Here is an 18,310-nt window from a genome sequence, read left to right on the forward strand (position 1 = left end):
TCCATCGCCCGACTTGAAACCGATCACTCGATACCAGGGGCAACCATCGATGTTCAAACGAACTTCCGTTCATTACGGGCGCATGCCCGCACCGGTCACGCCGTATCAGAAAGCAGCTCAAGTTTGGGACGAACGCATTGGATCAGCGCGCGTGCAAGCCAAGAACTGGCGCCTGATGGCATTCGGCTGCTTGATGTTGTCAGCCGGTCTCGCAGGTAGCCTTGTCCGGCAGTCGAATCAAGGCTCGATCACGCCCTGGGTGGTCGAAGTCGACCATCTTGGCCAGGCCCAAAGGGTCGCGCCGGCCAACATCGACTATCAACCCACTGATGCACAGATCGCCTACCATCTGGCGCGCTTTATCGAGGATGTCAGGGGCCTTCCGGCCGACGGCATCGTTCTGCGCCAAAACTGGCTCCGGGCATACGATTTTGCAACCGATCGCGGCGCCGCTGCGCTCAACGACTACGCGCGCAACAATGACCCTTTTGCCAAACTGGGTAAGGCGCAAATCTCCGTCGACGTGTCGAGCGTCATTCGCGCGTCTTCAGAAAGCTTTCGGGTCGCATGGATCCAGCGCACCTACGATAATGGCTCGCTGAGTTCGACCGAGCGTTGGACCGCAATTCTCACCGTCGTGATCGAGATGCCGCGCGATGCCGAACGCCTGCGCAAGAATCCCCTTGGCGTCTATGTCCGCGCCATCAACTGGTCAAAGGAGTTGAGTCAGTGACCAAGACCCCGTCTTACGTTTATTCGAAGCGTCCTATCGTGTACAGTAGGTGCAATTCGACTTGGTCCGAGCTCGTGACATCGAAGCGAGCATTTCTATCCGCTCTTCTGGTTTGTTCGTCGGCGCTCGGTGGGTGCGCGACCTACATCCCGCCACAGATCAGCTATGACGCGGAAATCCCGCCGCCGCCGGCGCCGCCAGCGCCTCTGGATGACAAGTCGCGACCGCTTCACGTTCCACCGCTCTGGAAACCGGCTCTCGGCGGCAAGTCAGGAGGGAAGGAAGAGCCCGACCCTGTGAGCCGGGTTGAGACGGCAAACAGCGCAGCCCGGGTCGAACCGCGGAAGCGGGGATATTTCAACGCAGCGCAGATCTACGCCTACAGTCCCGGGGCGCTCTATCAGATCTATGCCGCGCCGGGGCAGATCACGGACGTCGCGCTCGAGGAGGGAGAGCAACTGACGGGATCAGGGCCCATCGCGGCCGGAGATACCGTACGCTGGGTCGTAGGCGATACTGAGAGCGGGAGCGGCGATACGCGACGCGTCCATATCCTGGTCAAGCCGACCCGCGCATCGATCGAGACTAACCTCGTTGTCAATACCGACCGGCGCACCTACCTCATTGAGCTCCGCTCCCGCGAGCGGCCATATATGCCGTCTGTTGCCTGGTACTATCCTGAAACAGCGCGCGAACGATCCCGTTCAGTCGCTCTGAGACCCCCTCTTCCGGATCCAGGGCAGCGTATCTCCCGCTATGCCATTGAAGGGGACAGTCCACCCTGGCGGCCGCTCGCCGCATACGACGATGGCCGCAAGGTCTACGTCGAATTCCCTAAAGGTATCGTCCAGGGAGAGATGCCACCGCTCTTTGTCATCGGCCCTGACGGGAAGACCGAGCTCGTCAACTATCGCGCCTACGGTAACGTGTTAATCGTCGATCGGCTGTTTGGAGCAGCTGAACTGAGGCTCGGCAGTGAGCGCCAGCAAAAGGTCAGGATTGTCAGGACCGACGGGAGGCCGTCGTCATGATCAGCCAGAGTGGAAACGATCACGAGCAAGCAGATCCGCCGGAGACACAAGAGGAGCAGTCCAAAAGCTTCCGACTGAGAGCGGAGCATCCGCGCGTGACACGGTTGTCGCGAAAAGTCCTGGCCGGAGGGAGTGCGCTTGCCCTCTTTGTCATTGGTGGAGCAGTCCTGTGGTCGCTGCAGAACAATCGTCCCCGAAACCAGGCGGCCGATGAACTCTACAGCACTGACCATCACAATGTTGCCGATGGCCTTACGACGCTGCCGAAGGATTATGCTGGCGTTCCGCGCCAGCCAATACCGCAGCTTGGTCCGCCACTCCCTGGCGACCTCGGTCGGCCAATCCTTGCTGCCCAAGGCCACTCGCCGGCGATCGGGGCTGATGCGGAACAGCAGCGCCGAGACCAGGAGACGGAGGCAGCCCGCATTAGCCATTTGTTCGCTCCGACCAAGGGAGGAGAAGGACGTCCGCCTGCCGCTGCGGCTGTTGAAGGCGACCGCGTCGCGTCGCCGAACTTATCGAGCACTGGCGACGACGGATTGGCGCAGAACGGTCAAGACCGAAAGCTTGCCTTCGTGAATGCTTCTGTGGACCGTCGCACGGTCAGCCCCGACCGCATCACCAAGCCGGCTTCACCATATGTCGTGCAGGCTGGGACGGTCATTCCGGCAGCCCTGATTACCGGGATCCGATCGGACCTGCCGGGCCAAATTACCGCGCAGGTCACCGAGAATGTTTTTGACACGCCGACCGGCCGCTTTCTGCTTGTGCCTCAGGGAGCGCGTCTGATCGGCACATACGATAGTCAGGTTACTTTCGGCCAGTCCCGTGTCCTACTGGTCTGGACGCGGCTGATTATGCCGAATGGACATTCTATCGTTCTCGAGCGGCAGCCTGGCGCTGATAGCGCTGGGTATGCGGGTCTGGAAGACCAAGTCGACAATCACTGGGCAGAGCTATTCAAGGCTGCGGCACTATCGACGTTTCTGGCGGTCGGGACCGAACTAGGGGCTGGTTCGGACACCAATAGCAACGACAGCGCCATCATCCAGGCGTTGCGACACGGCGCCTCCGACTCACTAAACCAAACCGGACAGCAGGTGGTTCGACGCAGTCTCAATATCCAGCCCACTTTGACCGTGCGGCCTGGTTTCCCGGTTCGTGTTCTTGTCAATCGTGACCTCATAGTTACGCCGTATAGAGGGTGACAACATGCCAAAACTCAAAATAGGAGAGCTTCCAGACGACAAGCCGGTCAAAGTGAGTACGGAGCTGCCGGCGGCCGTGCATCGTGATCTCATTGCATATGCAGAGGCCCTTTCGCTTCAAGGTGGTCAAGTCGTCGAACCGACTAAGCTTATCGCCCCCATGTTAGCGCGCTTTATGGCCACCGATCGAGGGTTTTCTAAACTGAAACGTCGAGGCGACGCACCGGTCGCCGGCGCAGGACAGTGATGCCTAAGGTTTCTCAAAGCTGTCGCGCGACGCTTAATGCGATGCATAAACCTAGGCGCCGCCGAGTTTGGGCCGCTATTCCGTTACCTTCAGGCGCGTTACACTGCTCCGGCCATCTACGCTGATGGGCACGTCACCATCGATCGTGGCCCGACGTACGACGCGATGCTGGTCACCGTAATCGTTGACTGCGTAATGCTGTGTTGCGCGATTGTCCCATATCGCGATATCGCCCTCTAGCCAGTTCCAGCGCACAGTGTTTTCGGGCGCGGTGACGTGAGACTGGAACAGATCGAACAGCTTTTGTCCGTCGTACTTAGGGACCCCAATAAAGTGCTTCACCAAGGCGCCGAGCACCAGCGCCCGCTCGCCTGTTTCGGGGTGGACGCGCACGACGGGATGCTCGGTCTCAAAAACCGTTCTGGTGAACACCTCGTCAAAGTGTCTCTTGTCGACCTCGCGGACGCGCGCGATTCCGGCGTAATCGAAAACGTTGCTGTGAACGGCCCATAGTTCCTCTGCAAGCCGCTGTAGCGGTGCCGGTAGATCAAGATAAGCAGCCGCTGTGTTCGACCACACGGTGTCGCCTCCGAACGTCGGCATTACAACGGCTCGTAGGACCAAAGTTTTGGGATAGGCTTCGGCGAAGGTCCCATCCGCATGCCAAACATCGGCGCGACCGCCGCCGCGACTGGAGTCCAGTTCGAGGAGCGACGCCATCCCCTTGGTAGGACCGAGCATCGGATGGGGAACTAGCTTTCCAAGGCGAGCGGCAAAGCGCTCATGCTCGGCGTCATTGAGATGTCCTTGATTGCGGAAGAAGATCACCTTGTGCTCGAGCAACAAGCTGTTAATAGCGTCGATCGTGTGGTCCGGTAGATCGCCCGATAGCTTGATATTTTTGACTTCGGCACCGATGCGCGCTGCACGCTTCACAACATCGGTGCCTGAAATGACGTCACCGATCACAGCCGTTCTGCTCATGTTGTTTTTCCAAGCCCCTCGCAGTGTCTTCCTCGCCTCTCGGTAGCGAATGATTCCAGCAAGCATCGTGCCATGTGACGGACTCAGACCGACCGCGTAGACTCACATGGGCGCCGAACGGATCGCGATATTTGGCGCAAGCTTTCGGACTGAACTGACTGATAGTTCGCCCGTGTGACGAAAGAACTTGATCGCCGACCACTCTCGTCGAATGGTGTGAAGACCAAGCGGACAGCAATAGCGCGCCAACCGGCAGCTTCTTCTGTTATGCTCTTGTGGTGACTCATCCGATCGGAAGAATGCAATGCTTCTGCAAAATGGGTAATAATTCGTGATGGTCATGAATCATGTAATCAGGCCCCGCGGCGCGCAAGCGTGCTTCGGAAACGAATCCCCCCATTATTGATACGTTGATAAGACCGAGATTGCGGGCAATCTCCGTCTCAACTGGCATGTCACCCACGATGACGGTTCTTTGTGGAGGTATATCATTGGCCTGCATATACAAGCGCAGACGTTCTTCCTTGTTCACGCTCTTAAACTGGGTTGCGCGGTTCTCAAATGCCAAAATGTCCGTGACGTGAGTCTTGATTCCAAGTCTTCGCACTTGTGCGCGAATTGGTTCAACAATGTGATTGCTGACAATAATGGTGTGAACGGCTCTGTGATCAGCGGCGAGCAAAACATTTCGTGCCCCTTTGCGTAAGGCAGCGTTGCGCGCCAAGAATTCGTAAGTGTCATGAAAAATGGCGCTGTCATTTCTCTCCACGACGTCGATTTCATCTTTCGACATGTCTAGGTTGCGGAAGAGAACCGAAAGAGGGAGTTCGAATTCCTCTCGAAGCCTGCGCATATCTACGGTTGCGCGACCGAATCGGCTCAAAATTGCATTGATGGTTTGAAGCACCGCATTGGCATCATCGAGCAGCGTGCCATTCCAGTCGAACACAATCGCGGATTTCATGGGCGAATGAACCTAAGGCAAGTACCGCGGCGGTAAATGCATTTGCGATCGGACAATTGCGGGTCCGTATGTCTAGTATTGCGCCCGGTCAAGTAAACGCGCGGATCGCTGTTCTGTGTAGGACGCGCGAGCTAGGGAAGAAGAGCATGACCGTTTTCCTCTGTATCTTTGAAGCTGATCTTTGCTGGAGCAATGGTCGTGCCAACGCCGCAAGCGCGCAGTAAGCGGCAAACTGTGCTTTGAAAAATCTGAACCCGACGCGCAGTGTGGCGATCCTGACATGACCTTACGTCGCTGTCAGAAACGGACCAAGATTTTTACGGTGGACCAGCCACAGCATAGAGCTGGCGACGCCGACGTATCTTGTTTTCGTCATTCGGCGGTCGGATCCCTCCCGCGCCAGCAATGAAATGCATGAGTAGTGAAAAGACTTGGCTTACTGTTTTAGCTGGCTACCCAGACAAGCCCGAGGGTGGCGCTTTGGAGCAGTCGTGGAGTAACTCGTCACCGACGCAGTCAAGGAAGTTGGCGAGCGGCAGGTCCGGTCGATGGCCGGGTGCAATCGGTGCCGATCGTGGGCGCCGCCAGATCACTTTTTCCGAAGACGTCATCAGAGTCGGTCTTCTGAAAGAACTGAGCTTGTTACGTAAAAACCAGTGTTCATGCGGCAGAGTTTAGGGGCGCTCGGAAATCGCTAGGATTGCTTCTCCTTGCGATCAGATGCTGATTTTGAACTTAGTCAGGTCACATTGCAGCTCGCCGGCTCGACATCTCAGCGAGCGCCGTTCTCGTCAGGAAATGCCGCAACGAAATCGCAATGAATTGGGTGAAACGACCGTGAACAAAACGGGACGGGAGTGGCCACCACACAAGAAAAATCAATAAGTTAGAAGATGCTCACTGCGTTCGGGACGCAGGGGTCGCAGGTTCGAATCCTGCCACTCCGACCATTCTTTCAAGCACTTATAGTTTCTGCGTTTTTCGTGCGCAACGACATGCGCATCGATTTGAAGCGCGGCTGCCATGTCGGTCGATTTCGGGACGCCGGTCCCTCCTATCGGCGATTCGGGACCATTGGAGCGCGCGAGGGTAACGGCCCCTGACGTGATGTTGCGTAGCACGTCACCAATCACCACACGGTCTCCCTTCGGACCTCTCGACTGATCCTGTCCGGCATCAAAGCACGAATAGCCCGCCGCGAGTAGTGCTCAGCTTGCCGGCGCAAATACTTGTCAGGGGTTGCCGACTTCAAAGGCCAGCAGAACATTGCCGGGCAGCCCGCTCCATTGCGCGTAGCCGGAATTGACGTACAGCATGCCGTCGACGACCACCGGGCCGGGTCCGTCCATGGCGCCGCCATGGGCCGCAACGCCGTTGACCGTGGTGTAGTCGCGGGCGGTGTCGATTTCCCAGAGCAGCCGTGCGTCATCGGTCGCGTAGGCGCGCAGGAAGCCGCTCACGCCGCCCGAGAACACGACGCCGGGAATGGCGGTGACCGCCGCGGAGAGAGCGGGACTGCACTGGGGGCGGTCGCCACAGGCCACCGGCGCCACCTGCATCGCGATCTTGCCGGTCGCAAGATCGAGTCCGAACAGGCCGCCACCTTCGCTTGAATTCAGACGTCGCGTGCCGTCCCTTAGAAATCGTACGTCCGAATTGGCGACATAGATTCGGTCCTGGTCAGCGGCGGAACCCCACTCGGTCCCGCCCAACGCGCCACCCTTGCCGATCCGCGTCTGCCACAGGATCTTGCCCTCACGGTCGGGATCGAGCGCGTGGACCACGCCGGATTTCTGGCCGATCACCAGCACGCGCTGTCCATCACGCAGGCTCACCAGGATCGGCGATTGACCGAAGTCATGGTCGGGGCCGCGGTCTTCCGGACAATTGCTCTGATCGGTGCCGAAACACGCAACGATGAAGCTGTCCTTCGGCGTGGCTTGCTGATGCCACAGCATTCGGCCGGTCGTGAGATCGAACGCGAGGATGGCATCGCTGGTGTCGGTTGCCGGATCGGCATAGCTGTTCGAGGTCGCGACATAGAGCGCCTGGCGCTGCACATCGATCGTCGGCGCGGACCAGACCGACGCGCCGGCCGGACCGAACAGCTGGGTCCCGATCGCGTTCGCCCGTGTCGGATGCGGTGCCTCAGGGATCGTGTAGGCCTTCCAGATCTGTGCGCCGGTCTCGGCCTTCAGCGCAACGACGCTGCCGCGAAACGTACAGCACTGGTAGGTGGGACGAGACCCGATAGCCTCCTCGATCGATGAAACGCCGACATAGACGACGCCGGAATAGAACACCGGCGCACCGGTAATCCGGGCGGCCACATGATCGTCGACCTTGCTCTTCCAGATCAGCTTGCCGGTCGCGGCATTCAGGGCGTAGACGTTGGCACGCACATCGCCAAAGAAGATGGCAGGCTGGCCGTTGTCCAGCGGGGCAAAGCTGATGGCCGTCCGCACCGGCGCCTCGGTCGGAAACGCCCAGCGCGTGCAGCCGCTTTTGGCGTCGAGGGCGTGGACCTTGCGGTCGCCGCCACCGACGAACAGCAAGCCGCCGACGACAGCCGGCTGCGCGTTGGCGTTGGACGTCTCAGGAAACCCGAACGCCCATTTCAGACGCAGTCGCGGGATCTGGTCTTGCGCGAGGCCGGCCATGGCCGCCGGCTGAAACCGGCTGTTGTTGATATCCGCGCCCCAACCGTTCCACCGCGGCCCGTCGATCGGCTGCGGAAAGCCGGTCTCGTTCTGCGTGCATTGGCCCGCGCTCTCGGTTGCCGCGAGCGAAGCGGCCTTTCCGGTGACGAGCGAGGCGATCGCCGCCCGCTCGTCGCTGCTCAGCCCTTGCGCGAAGGACGCCATCGGGCCCGTGGTGATCGCACCAAGCACCTCGTCGAACGATCTGGATTGCAGCGCGGCGCGGCTCGGCGCGCGAACACCCGTATTGCTGCTGTCGTGACATTGCGCGCAGCGTTGCGCGTAGAGGTCGGCACCGCCTTGCTGCGCTGTTGCAGGCAGGCAAGAGGAGATCAGGGCGACGGCAATCGCGGCACTCAGTTTCATCGTGGTTCACCGGCGTTGGCTCTGATGAAGAGAGTGATTGCAGCGTAGCACAACCTTCCGGCTGCATCGTGCCTGGCGGAGGCCGGCAGCACGTATGGCGGTGCAGGATCCGATCGCCGCCGCCTCCAATTCGAGCGCCCGCCGGCGCGATCTCCCATTGACAGGTCGACCGATGTGATAGAATTATAACACAATAAGTTGCAAAAATAACAACATGTCACCATCGTACCAGCGCCTCGCGCGGGCGACGGGAGGAAAATTTGGAATTGTCCGGTTCGATCGCAGCCGAGCCTCGGCCGTCGACGGCGCTGTTGATGGTCGGTGGCATCAACAAGCGCTTCGGCGGCGTGCGGGCGTTGCGCGACGTCAACCTCGAGGTCCGGGCCGGCGAGGTGCACGCGCTGCTCGGCGAGAACGGGGCCGGCAAGTCCACGCTGATCAAGATCCTCAGTGGCGTTCATGCGGCCGACAGCGGCGCGATCGAGATCGCCGGCAAACCGGCGACGTTCGACAGTCCGGCTAGATCGCGCGAGGCGGGCATCGCCGTCGTCTATCAGGACCTCAGTCTCGTCGAGTCGCTGAGCGTTGCAGACAACCTGTTGCTCGGCCGCGAGCCGCGTACGCGGTTCGGCTTTGTCCGCAAGCGCGAACTGATGGCCAGGGCCGAGGCGTTCCTGAGCGAACTCGGCATTCCCCTCGATACCAAGGCAACAGTCGGCTCGCTGCCGTTCGCCTACCGCCAGATGACCGAGATCGCCAAGGCACTGATGGGCGAGGTGCGCCTGTTGATCCTTGATGAACCGACATCGTCCCTGACTTCGGATGAAGTTCGTATCCTGTTCGACGCGATCGGCAAGGCGACGCGCCGCGGCGTCGGCGTGATCTATGTGACGCATCGGCTCAACGAGGTGTTCGATATCTCGCAGCGTGTCACGGTGCTCCGCGACGGCGCCAATGCCGGCACGTTCGTCACCGCCGAGACCGACATGAAGCGGCTGGTGAACGCCATCATCGGCACCGATCGATTGGCGCCCGCGGTGTCGCGCGCCGAGCCCGCGGCCGCGCGTTCGTTCGATCCGTCGCCGGTTCTGTCGCTGTCGGGCGTGTCCAACGACCGCCTGTCGGCCGTCGAATTGTCCGTGATGAAGGGTGAGATCCACGGCCTTGCCGGACTGATTGGCAGCGGACGCACCGAGGTCCTGGAGACCATCTTCGGCCTTCGGCCGGTCGACAGCGGCACACTGGCGATCGAGGGCCGGGCGTGGCTGCCGAACGGCGCGGCCGATGCGATCGACCATGGCGTCGCGCTGGTGCCGGAAGACCGGCACATGCAGGGCCTGGTGCTGGATCATTCGATTGAGCGCAACATCACATTGCCGCGGATTCCGCATTTCTCGCGCTGGGGCTTCATGCAGCAGCGCGCCGCCGCTCGGCGTGCCGACGCTGCGGTGGCGAGGCTGTCGGTGAAGGCGCAAGGCGCCTCGAGCCTGGTCAGGACATTATCCGGCGGCAACCAGCAGAAGGTCGTGTTCGGAAAATGGAATGATCCGCGGCCGCGCCTGCTGCTGCTGGACGAGCCGACGGTTGGCGTCGACGTTGGCGCGCGCGAGGAGATCTACGGCGTGATCCGCAATGCCGCCCGCGACGGCACCGGCGTCCTGGTGGTCTCGTCGGACCTCGTCGAACTGATCGAGCTCTGCGACCGCATCTCCGTGATCGTCGATGGACGCGTGGCGCGAACGCTGGTGCGCGGGGAGATCGATGATGCCGAAGAGCTCCATCATCTGCTGCAGATCTACCAGGCTTCCGAACAAGGCGTTTTGCAAGCATGACCGAACTGACCGCGCCCAATCTCGTCGCCTCGTCGACCCGATCCGATCGTCGCCGCAAGTTGCTGCAGAATCTGCTGCGGGGCGAGCGGCCCTACATGCTGTACATCGCCTTCCTCGTGCTGCTGGTCGTGTTCAGCCTGTCCTCGCCCTGGTTCCTGTCGGTCGACAATTTCCTGAACATCGGACGCCAGACCACGCTGGTCTCGATCATCGCTGTTGGCATGACCTTTGTGATCATCGCGCGCCAGATCGATTTGTCGGTCGCGTCGACATTGGCACTGTCGGGCATGGCCGCGGCGCTCGCCATGAGCCAGATCAACAACAGCTGGATCGTCGGCGCTGCCGCCGGGCTCGGCACCGGCGCGCTGGTCGGGCTGCTCAACGGCATCCTGACCACGCAGCTCTCGATCCCGTCGTTCCTGGTGACGCTCGGCTCACTGAGCATGGCGCGCGGTTTGGCGATGATGGTGACCAATACCAAGCCGGTGATCATCACCAACGAGACCTATTTCGCGATCTTTGGCGAAGGCTCGTTCCTGGGCATACCCGTTCCGATCGCCTGGACGCTGGTGGCGATGATCGTCGGCATCCTGCTGCTGCACTACAACGTGTTCGGCCGCCGCATCTATGCGGTCGGCGGCAATCCGACCGCGGCGCTGTATTCCGGCATCAACACCAAATGGGTGACGACCGCGGCCTTTGTGCTGACCGGCGCGCTCGCCGGGCTTGCGGCGCTGGTGCTGTCCGCGCGCTCGCACGCCGCGCGGCCCGACGTCGTGCAGGGCATGGAGCTCGACGTCATCGCCGCCGTGATCCTCGGCGGTTGCAGCCTGTTCGGCGGGCGCGGCTACATCCTGGGAACGCTGTTCGGCAGTCTCATCATCGGCACACTCAACAACGGCCTCGTGCTGCTCGGCGTCAGCTCGCCGCTGCAGCTCGTCATCAAGGGAGCGATCATCGTGGCCGCGGTCGCATTCACGAAACGCTAGAGCACGATGGCGCAGCGCATGGCCGCAAGGTCAGGCGTTGCAAGGGTAGGGGCAAGGTCGCCGGCCTCCGGTCAATCGGCGACCAAAACGGGAGGAAACAATGAAGCCAATCTTGCGACAAACCCTGCCGCTGACCGCGCTGATCGCGGCGACGGCCATTTCGATCGCCCCCTCGGCCCGCGCCGAAGTGCCTGCAACCTGCGTCAAGGGCGTCGATCTCGCGACGCTTGGACCGAAATCGATCGTCGGTCAGGGGCCGCATGGCGAGAAGGCCGCCTCGCCCGAGGTGCTGGCGCTGTCGGACGCCGATGCCGCCAAGATCAAGGAGAAGCATTTCAAGGTCGGCATCTCCATGCAGACCGTCAATCTCGACTGGGCGCAACTGCAGATCCAGGGCATCACCGATACGCTGAAGAAGTATGGCGTGACCGTCACCGGCGTCGCGTCCGCCGAATATCAGGTCGACAAGCAGATCGCCGATATCGAGAACACCATCCAGCAGCATCCGGACGGCATCATCTCGATCCCGGTCGATTTCACCGCGACCGCGCCGACCTACAAGAAGATCGCCAAGGCCGGCATCAAGCTCGTGCTGATGGACAGCATCCCGACCGGACTGAAGCATCCCGAGGAATATGCGTCCATGATCTCCGCGGATAGCCAGGGCAATGGCCAGATCGCGGCCCAGATCCTGGCGTCCTGCGTCGCGCAGGGCGGCACCATCGGTCTCGTCAATTTCGGCGTCGACTATTTCAGCACCAACGAGCGCACCAAGGGTGTCCGCGAGTGGATGCAGAAGAACCGTCCCGACATCAAGATGAAGCAGGTCGACTTCACCGACCCGCCGAAGGTGTCGCAGATCGCGGGCGACTTCCTCACCGGCAATCCGGATATCAAAGGCCTGTTCGCGGTCTGGGACCAGCCGGCGCTCGATACGCTGAGCTCGATGCGCGCGCAGGGCATCGACATTCCGGTCACCACCGTCGACCTCGGCCTGCAATCGGCGATCGAGATCGCCAAGGGTGGTCCCTTGAAGGCGACCGGGTCGCAGCGCCCCTATGACCAGGGTGTCGCCGAAGCGATGGCCATGATGAATGCGCTGCTCGGCAAGGAAACGCCGGGCTGGATCGGCGTGCAGTCGCTGCCGGTAACGCAGTCCAACGTGCTGGAATCCTACAAGACGGTGTTCAAGAAGGAGCCGCCGCCGGAGCTGACCGACGCCTGCAACAAGGCGAAGCCAGCCTGCAACTGAGCAGCGGGAGTTCGATGCGTGGTCCCGCGAGCCCGCGCATCGTGAGCAGCCTGATCCGGGCGTGCCAGCCCCCGCTCGGATCAGGTTGCGCTGGTCACATATTCTACAGGAAGGCTGCGGAAGTGCTTGCGCATGTCCGCTGACGCCGTGCCGCCGACAATGATCCGCGAGAACGCGCCGATATCGGAGAAGAATGCCGATTTGAGACTGCCGAGCTTGCTCGCGTCGATCACCAGGATGCTCTCCATCGCGGTCTCGATGACGGCCTGCTTGACGGCGACCTCGTGAAAATTCGAGCAGCTCGCGCCGCGGGTCCAGTGCACGCCGCCCGCCGAGATGAAGGCCTTGTTGATGCCGAGCCGTCGCAGGTAGGACAGGCCGTCGTCCGACGCAAAGGACTGCGACGACGGATGGTAGAGGCCGCCCATCAGCATCACCTGCGTGGCCGGCCGTCGCGTGACGATCGACGCCACGTTCATCGAATAGCAGATCACCGAAAGCGGCAGGTCCTCTGGCAGGCAGTCCGCCAGCGACTGCATCGTCGTGCCGCAATCGATGAAGATCGTATCGCCTTCCTTGATCGAGGCCGCGGCAGACCGGCAGGCGAGGCGCTTGTCCTGGGTGTGCTGATCGATCTCCTGCTCGAACGCGTACTTGATCCCGGTCGGCGACGCCGCATTGACGACGTAGCCGCCGAGCAGCGCCAGCGCGGCGTCCGGCCCGGCGAGATCGCGCCGGACCGTCATTTCGGAAACCTTGAGGAGCTCGGCGGCGTCCTTCAGATGCAGCGTGCCGCTCGATTCGACGGCGCGGCGCAGCCTCTGCAGGCGCTGCACGCGCGTCTCGCTTGGTCGTGCGTTCGATGTTTCAGCCATTTTAATCGCCGGGCTTGCTTATCCGATTGACAATGATCTTACAATGTTGTGAGTTTATCAACGTCGATTTGTTATAATAATAACATCCAGTCCGGCGGGCTGATCGAGGGTCGGGGACGATGTCGTCCGCAGGCCGTCGGCGAACCCCGCGGCAAGGTCAGGGGAGGATCACATGTTGCGATCGACACATTCAGTCTATCTGGCGATCTCGTCGATTCGCTAGGACCGCACGGCGCCTTCATGACGCAGAGCGTCTTCATGCAGAATCCGTCCCCATTGGCCGCGCAGCCGCCTTCCCCGGGCAGCGGGCATCAGCTCCCGCGCAACAGCGGCCGCGCGCTCGAGATGGATTGGATCGACGGGATCAGGATCAATCTGTCGGCCGCCGAACGCCGCGTTGCGAGCCTGCCGGGCCGGCGCACGGTCAAGAAGGACGCGCAGGCGGCGTGGCTTCTCAAGGCGATCACCTGCATCGACCTGACGACGCTCAATGGCGACGATACGACCGAACGGGTGAAGCGCCTCTGCGCCAAGGCCAAAGCGCCGGTGCGCGGCGACGTTCTCGAGCGGCTCGGCTTTGCCGGCCGCGAGCTGCATACCGGCGCGGTCTGTGTCTACCATCGGTTCGTGGCGACGGCCGTCGAAGCGCTCGACGGATCGGGCATCCCGGTCGCTGCGGTCTCGACCGGATTTCCCGCAGGTCTCGTGCCGCACGATCTGAAGCTGAAGGAGATCGAGGCGTCGGTCCGCGACGGCGCGGAGGAGATCGACATCGTCATCACGCGCGAGCATGTGCTGACCGGCGATTGGCGGGCGCTTTACGCCGAGGTTCGGGATTTCCGCGCCGCTTGCGGCGACGCCCATCTGAAGACGATCCTGGCCACCGGCGATCTCAAGACGCTGCGCAACGTCGCCAAGGCGTCGATGGTCTGCATGATGGCCGGCGCCGACTTCATCAAGACCTCCACCGGCAAGGAAGGCGTCAACGCGACGCTGCCGGTGACGCTCGCGATGCTGCGGATGATCCGCGTCTATCAGGAGCGCACCGGCTACCAGATCGGCTTCAAGCCGGCCGGCGGAATCTCGACGGCAAAGGACGTGCTCAACTACCAGTTCCTGATGAAGGAGGAACTGGGACGCGACTGGCTCGAGCCGGACCTGTTCCGCATCGGCGCCTCCAGCCTGCTCGCCGATATTGAGCGGCAGCTCGAGCATCACGTGACCGGCCACTATTCGGCCTTCAATCGCCACCCCGTGGGATGAGACTCCAGCGATGAGCGTCGCAAACTATTTCGAGACCATGGAGTACGGCCCCGCGCCGGAGGCGGACGGCGAGGCACGCGCCTGGCTGGCGCGGCATGGCGCCACCTTCGGGCATTTCATCGCCGGCAAGCTCACCGCGCCGCATGCCGGCAAACACCTCACGACGACCGAGCCGGCCACGGGCAAGACGCTGGCGCGCATCGCGCAGGGCGCCGCCGCCGATGTCGAGGCGGCGGTTGGCGCCGCGCGCACCGCGCAGACAGCCTGGGCCAAGCTCGGCGGCCACGGCCGCGCGCGTCATCTCTATGCATTGGCACGCATGCTGCAGCGGCACGCCCGGCTGTTCGCCGTGCTGGAGGCGATCGACAACGGCAAGCCGATCCGGGAAACCCGCGATCTCGACGTGCCGCTCGCTGCGCGCCATTTCCTCCATCACGCCGGCTGGGCGCAGTTGCAGGAGCGCGAATTCGCCGATCAGGTGCCGGTTGGCGTGATCGGGCAGATCATTCCGTGGAATTTTCCGCTGCTGATGCTGGCGTGGAAGATCGCGCCGGCGCTGGCCGCGGGCAATACGGTGGTGTTGAAGCCGGCGGAGTTCACCTCGCTCACGGCGCTGCTGTTCGCCGAGCTTTCGGCCGAGGCCGGCCTGCCGCCGGGCGTGTTGAACGTTGTGACCGGCGATGGCGCGACCGGTGCATTGCTGGTCGAAAGTCCCGGCGTCGACAAGATCGCGTTCACCGGCTCGACCGAGGTCGGGCGGCTGATCCGCCAGTCGACCGCAGGCACCGGCAAATCGCTGACACTCGAGCTCGGCGGCAAGTCGCCGTTCATCGTGTTCGACGATGCCGACATCGATGGCGCGGTGGAAGGCGTAGTCGATGCCATCTGGTTCAACCAGGGGCAGGTCTGCTGCGCCGGCTCGCGACTGCTGCTGCAGGAGGGGATCGCGGAGACTTTCCGCAGGCGCCTGATCCGCCGCATGGAGACGCTTCGCGTCGGCATGCCGCTCGACAAGGCGATCGACATGGGCGCGGTGGTCGCACCGGTGCAACTCGAACGGATCAAGTCGCTGGTCGAGACCGGGGTGAAGGAAGGCGCCGAGAAATATCAGGCGTCCGGTGCGATCCCGGCGGAAGGATGTTTCTATCCGCCGACCTTGCTCTGGAACGTGCATCCGTCCTCGACGGTTGCGACCGAAGAGATCTTCGGCCCTGTCCTGGTGGCGATGACGTTTCGCACCCCCGACGAGGCCGTGATGCTCGCCAACAACACGCGCTACGGCCTTGCCGCCAGCGTGTGGAGCGAGACGATCGGTCTGGCGCTCGATATCGCGCCGAAGCTCTTGGCCGGCGTGGTCTGGGTCAACGCCACCAATCTGTTCGACGCCAGCGTCGGCTTCGGCGGCTATCGCGAGTCCGGCTTCGGCCGCGAGGGCGGCCGTGAAGGCATGTATGAGTATCTCAAGCCGAAGGCCTGGAGCGGGCGCAAGGCGCGGGCCAAGGCATCGCCGCTGCCGACGGCTTCCGGCGCCAGTGCCGGATTCGATGTGCCGCCGATCGATCGAACGGCAAAACTGTTCGTCGGCGGCAAGCAGGTGCGCCCGGACGGCAATTATTCGCGTCCGGTGCTGTCGCCGAAGGGCCGGCGCCTGGGCGAGGCAGGCGAGGGAAATCGCAAGGATATCCGCAATGCGGTGGCCGCGGCGCGCTCCGCCGAATCCTGGGCGCGGGCGACGGCGCATAATCGTGCCCAGATCCTCTATTACCTTGCCGAGAATCTTTCCGCGCGCGGCGACGAGTTCGCCCGTCGCATCGCCGACATGACCGGCGTGTCGGCTGCGAAGGCGCGCACGGAAGTCGATGCGAGCATCGAGCGGCTGTTCAGCTATGGCGCCTGGGCCGACAAATTCGAAGGATCCATCCACGCGCCGCCGCTGCGCGGCGTGGCGCTCGCGATGCATGAGCCGATCGGCGTGGTCGGTGTCGCCTGTCCGGACGAGGCGCCGCTGCTCGCCTTCATCAGTCTGGTGGCGCCGCTGATTGCGATGGGCAACCGGGTCGTCGCCGTGCCCAGCGAGCGGCATCCGCTCGCCGCGACCGACTTCTATCAGGTGCTGGAAACCTCGGACGTGCCGGGCGGCGTGGTCAACATCGTCACCGGCGATCACAGCGAACTGGTCAAGGTGCTTGCCGAACACGACGATGTCGACGCGCTCTGGGCGTTCGGATCGCAGGACGCCTCGGTGACGGCCGAGCGGCACTCGATCGGCAATCTCAAGCGCACGCTGGTCGATCATGGCCTCGCGCTCGATTGGTACGACAAGGCCGCGAGCGAGGGCCCGATCCTGCTCCGCCACACGGTGCAGGTGAAGAACATCTGGATTCCGTACGGTGACTAGCGACGTCACCTTGCGGTGATATCGATGGGGGTTCGGACCGTCAGAGTCCGGCGAATTTGAAGACGAGGGAGGGACGCAACATGCTCAAGGGCATCGATCCACTGCTCAATGCCGACGTGCTCTATGCCCTGCGGGCGATGGGGCATGGCGATCGTCTGGTGGTGTGCGACACCAATTTTCCGGCCGACTCGATCGCGCGGCAGAGCGTGCTCGGCAGGCTGCTGCGCATCGACAATGTGAGTGCCGCCCAGGCGGTCGAAGCCGTTCTCTCGGTGATGCCGCTCGATACGTTTGTCGACGATGCCGCGATCCGCATGGAGATCGTCGGCCAGGCCAAGGAAGTGCCCCCCGTGCAGCGCGAGGTGCAGGCCGCGATCGATCGCGCGGAGGGACGGTCCTGGCCGCTGGTCGGCGTCGAGCGCCACGCTTTCTACGAGACGGCCAAGACGGCCTATTGCGTGATCGCGACGGGCGAGCGGCGCTTCTACGGCTGCTTCCTGTTCAGCAAGGGCGTCATCGCGCCGGACGGGGAGTGACGAGATGAGCAAGAGTGGCGTCGCCGTGCTCGGCGTCTTCGTCGTCGACCTCGCGTTCCGCGCCGGCAACATGCCGGCGATCGGCGAGACCATCGCCGGATCGGGATTCGCGATGGGGCCCGGCGGCAAGGGATCCAACCAGGCTGTCGCGGCCGCGCGGGCCGGCGCCGGCGTGAGCTTCATATCGCGGATCGGCAGCGACGCCTTCGGCGAGCTTGCGATCAAGACCTGGGAGGCCGAGGGAATCCGGCCGCGCGTGGCCAGGACGGCGGAGGCGCCGACCGGAGCGGCGTTCATCTATGTCCACGAGACGCGCGGCGACAACGCCATCATCGTGGTGCCGGGTGCAGCGGGTGGTATCGGTCCGACCGATGTCGACGCGGTGGCGGATGCGATCCGCGACTCCAGCGTGTTCGTGACGCAGCTCGAGCAGCCCGTCGATGCGGCGCGGCGCGGGCTTGAGATCGCGCGCGCCGCCGGCAGCATCACGGTGTTCAATCCGGCGCCGGCAATCCAATTCGACGATGGCCTGTTTGCGCTGTGCGATTATGTCGTTCCCAACGAGACCGAGGCCGAAGCGCTCACAGGCATCGCGGTGGGCGACCTTGCCGGTGCTCGCCGCGCCGGCGACGCCCTGTTGGCCAAAGGCGCCGGGACGGCGCTGATCACCCTCGGCGAGCGCGGCGCGTTATTCCATGCGCGGGATCGCTCGCTGCACGTGCCGCCCTTCGCGGCCGGCAAAGTCGTCGAAACCACCGGCGCGGGCGATGCATTCGTCGGCGGCTTCGCGGCGGCGCTCGCGGACGGCGTCGATCCGCTCGAGGCTGCGCGCTTCGGTTCGGCCACGGCGGGAATCTCGGTGACCCGGCCGGGCACCGCGCCCGCGATGCCGCGGCGCGCGGAGATCGAGGCGCTGCTGAGGGAATGATGCTG

General features: G+C 62.8%; 15 protein-coding genes and 1 tRNA gene. 12 read left to right on the top strand and 4 right to left on the bottom strand.

All coding sequences use genetic code 11. The annotated features are described in order from the left end of the window. The first annotated feature begins 49 nt into the window (after positions 1–49). Genes trbF through ACVWYP_RS16045 form a run of 4 tightly spaced genes read left to right on the top strand, consistent with a single transcriptional unit; the run spans position 50 to position 3,219 of the window. Positions 50–733, top strand: coding sequence for a conjugal transfer protein TrbF (trbF, locus tag ACVWYP_RS16030; RefSeq protein ID WP_038379344.1), 684 nt, complete (start codon positions 50–52; stop codon positions 731–733). Continuing rightward, positions 730–1,764: a P-type conjugative transfer protein TrbG gene (trbG, locus tag ACVWYP_RS16035; protein WP_028344502.1), complete on the top strand. Its 1,035-nt coding sequence runs from the start codon at positions 730–732 to the stop codon at positions 1,762–1,764. The genes trbF and trbG overlap by 4 nt, the downstream gene beginning before the upstream one ends. Then, positions 1,761–2,972, top strand: a complete 1,212-nt coding sequence (locus ACVWYP_RS16040; RefSeq protein WP_038379346.1) for a TrbI/VirB10 family protein — start codon at positions 1,761–1,763, stop codon at positions 2,970–2,972. The genes trbG and ACVWYP_RS16040 overlap by 4 nt, the downstream gene beginning before the upstream one ends. A 4-nt stretch (positions 2,973–2,976) precedes the next feature. Beyond that, positions 2,977–3,219, top strand: coding sequence for a DUF2274 domain-containing protein (locus ACVWYP_RS16045; RefSeq protein WP_075968962.1), 243 nt, complete (start codon positions 2,977–2,979; stop codon positions 3,217–3,219). 75 nt (positions 3,220–3,294) lie between these two features. Here the strand turns inward: ACVWYP_RS16045 and ACVWYP_RS16050 are convergent, their stop codons facing one another. Then, on the bottom strand, positions 3,295–4,203 hold the full coding sequence (locus ACVWYP_RS16050) for a TauD/TfdA dioxygenase family protein (RefSeq protein WP_026192417.1): 909 nt from the start codon (positions 4,201–4,203) through the stop codon (positions 3,295–3,297). 283 nt (positions 4,204–4,486) lie between these two features. Beyond that, positions 4,487–5,167 (bottom strand): HAD family hydrolase, encoded by a 681-nt coding sequence (locus ACVWYP_RS16055; RefSeq protein WP_016848237.1) that lies wholly within the window; start codon positions 5,165–5,167, stop codon positions 4,487–4,489. 847 nt (positions 5,168–6,014) lie between these two features. Here ACVWYP_RS16055 and ACVWYP_RS16060 point away from each other — a divergent pair. Then, positions 6,015–6,117 (top strand) — tRNA-Ser (locus ACVWYP_RS16060). A gap of 282 nt (positions 6,118–6,399) precedes the next feature. Here ACVWYP_RS16060 and ACVWYP_RS16065 read toward each other — a convergent pair. Further along, complete coding sequence (locus ACVWYP_RS16065; protein WP_304498980.1) at positions 6,400–8,232, bottom strand: outer membrane protein assembly factor BamB family protein; 1,833 nt, start codon at positions 8,230–8,232, stop codon at positions 6,400–6,402. A gap of 260 nt (positions 8,233–8,492) precedes the next feature. Here ACVWYP_RS16065 and ACVWYP_RS16070 point away from each other — a divergent pair, with 260 nt between their 5' ends. From ACVWYP_RS16070 to ACVWYP_RS16080, 3 genes are all read left to right on the top strand, one after another. After that, positions 8,493–10,064: a sugar ABC transporter ATP-binding protein gene (locus ACVWYP_RS16070; protein WP_304498981.1), complete on the top strand. Its 1,572-nt coding sequence runs from the start codon at positions 8,493–8,495 to the stop codon at positions 10,062–10,064. Continuing rightward, the gene (locus ACVWYP_RS16075) at positions 10,061–11,053 is read left to right on the top strand and encodes an ABC transporter permease (protein ID WP_038387432.1); all 993 of its coding nucleotides are present in this window, start codon (positions 10,061–10,063) and stop codon (positions 11,051–11,053) included. Before ACVWYP_RS16070 ends, ACVWYP_RS16075 begins: the two co-directional genes overlap by 4 nt. A 100-nt stretch (positions 11,054–11,153) precedes the next feature. Continuing rightward, complete coding sequence (locus ACVWYP_RS16080; RefSeq protein WP_304498982.1) at positions 11,154–12,305, top strand: substrate-binding domain-containing protein; 1,152 nt, start codon at positions 11,154–11,156, stop codon at positions 12,303–12,305. 80 nt (positions 12,306–12,385) lie between these two features. On the opposite strand, the gene ACVWYP_RS16085 is transcribed toward ACVWYP_RS16080, so the two are convergent. Beyond that, positions 12,386–13,180, bottom strand: a complete 795-nt coding sequence (locus ACVWYP_RS16085; protein WP_028339628.1) for a DeoR/GlpR family DNA-binding transcription regulator — start codon at positions 13,178–13,180, stop codon at positions 12,386–12,388. A 258-nt stretch (positions 13,181–13,438) separates the two neighbouring features. Between ACVWYP_RS16085 and deoC the strand changes: the two genes are divergently transcribed. From deoC to ACVWYP_RS16105, 4 genes are all read left to right on the top strand, one after another. Further along, a complete protein-coding gene (gene deoC, locus ACVWYP_RS16090) occupies positions 13,439–14,443 on the top strand; it encodes a deoxyribose-phosphate aldolase (RefSeq protein ID WP_304500232.1) in 1,005 nt (334 codons plus the stop codon). Between the two features lie 10 nt (positions 14,444–14,453). Beyond that, positions 14,454–16,841, top strand: a complete 2,388-nt coding sequence (locus ACVWYP_RS16095) for an aldehyde dehydrogenase family protein (protein WP_304498983.1) — start codon at positions 14,454–14,456, stop codon at positions 16,839–16,841. An 80-nt stretch (positions 16,842–16,921) separates the two neighbouring features. Continuing rightward, positions 16,922–17,377, top strand: coding sequence for an RbsD/FucU family protein (locus ACVWYP_RS16100; RefSeq protein ID WP_304498984.1), 456 nt, complete (start codon positions 16,922–16,924; stop codon positions 17,375–17,377). A gap of 4 nt (positions 17,378–17,381) precedes the next feature. Further along, a complete protein-coding gene (locus ACVWYP_RS16105) occupies positions 17,382–18,305 on the top strand; it encodes a ribokinase (RefSeq protein ID WP_304498985.1) in 924 nt (307 codons plus the stop codon). Positions 18,306–18,310 lie beyond the last annotated feature (5 nt).

It is taken from the genome of Bradyrhizobium sp. USDA 3262 (assembly GCF_054060035.1).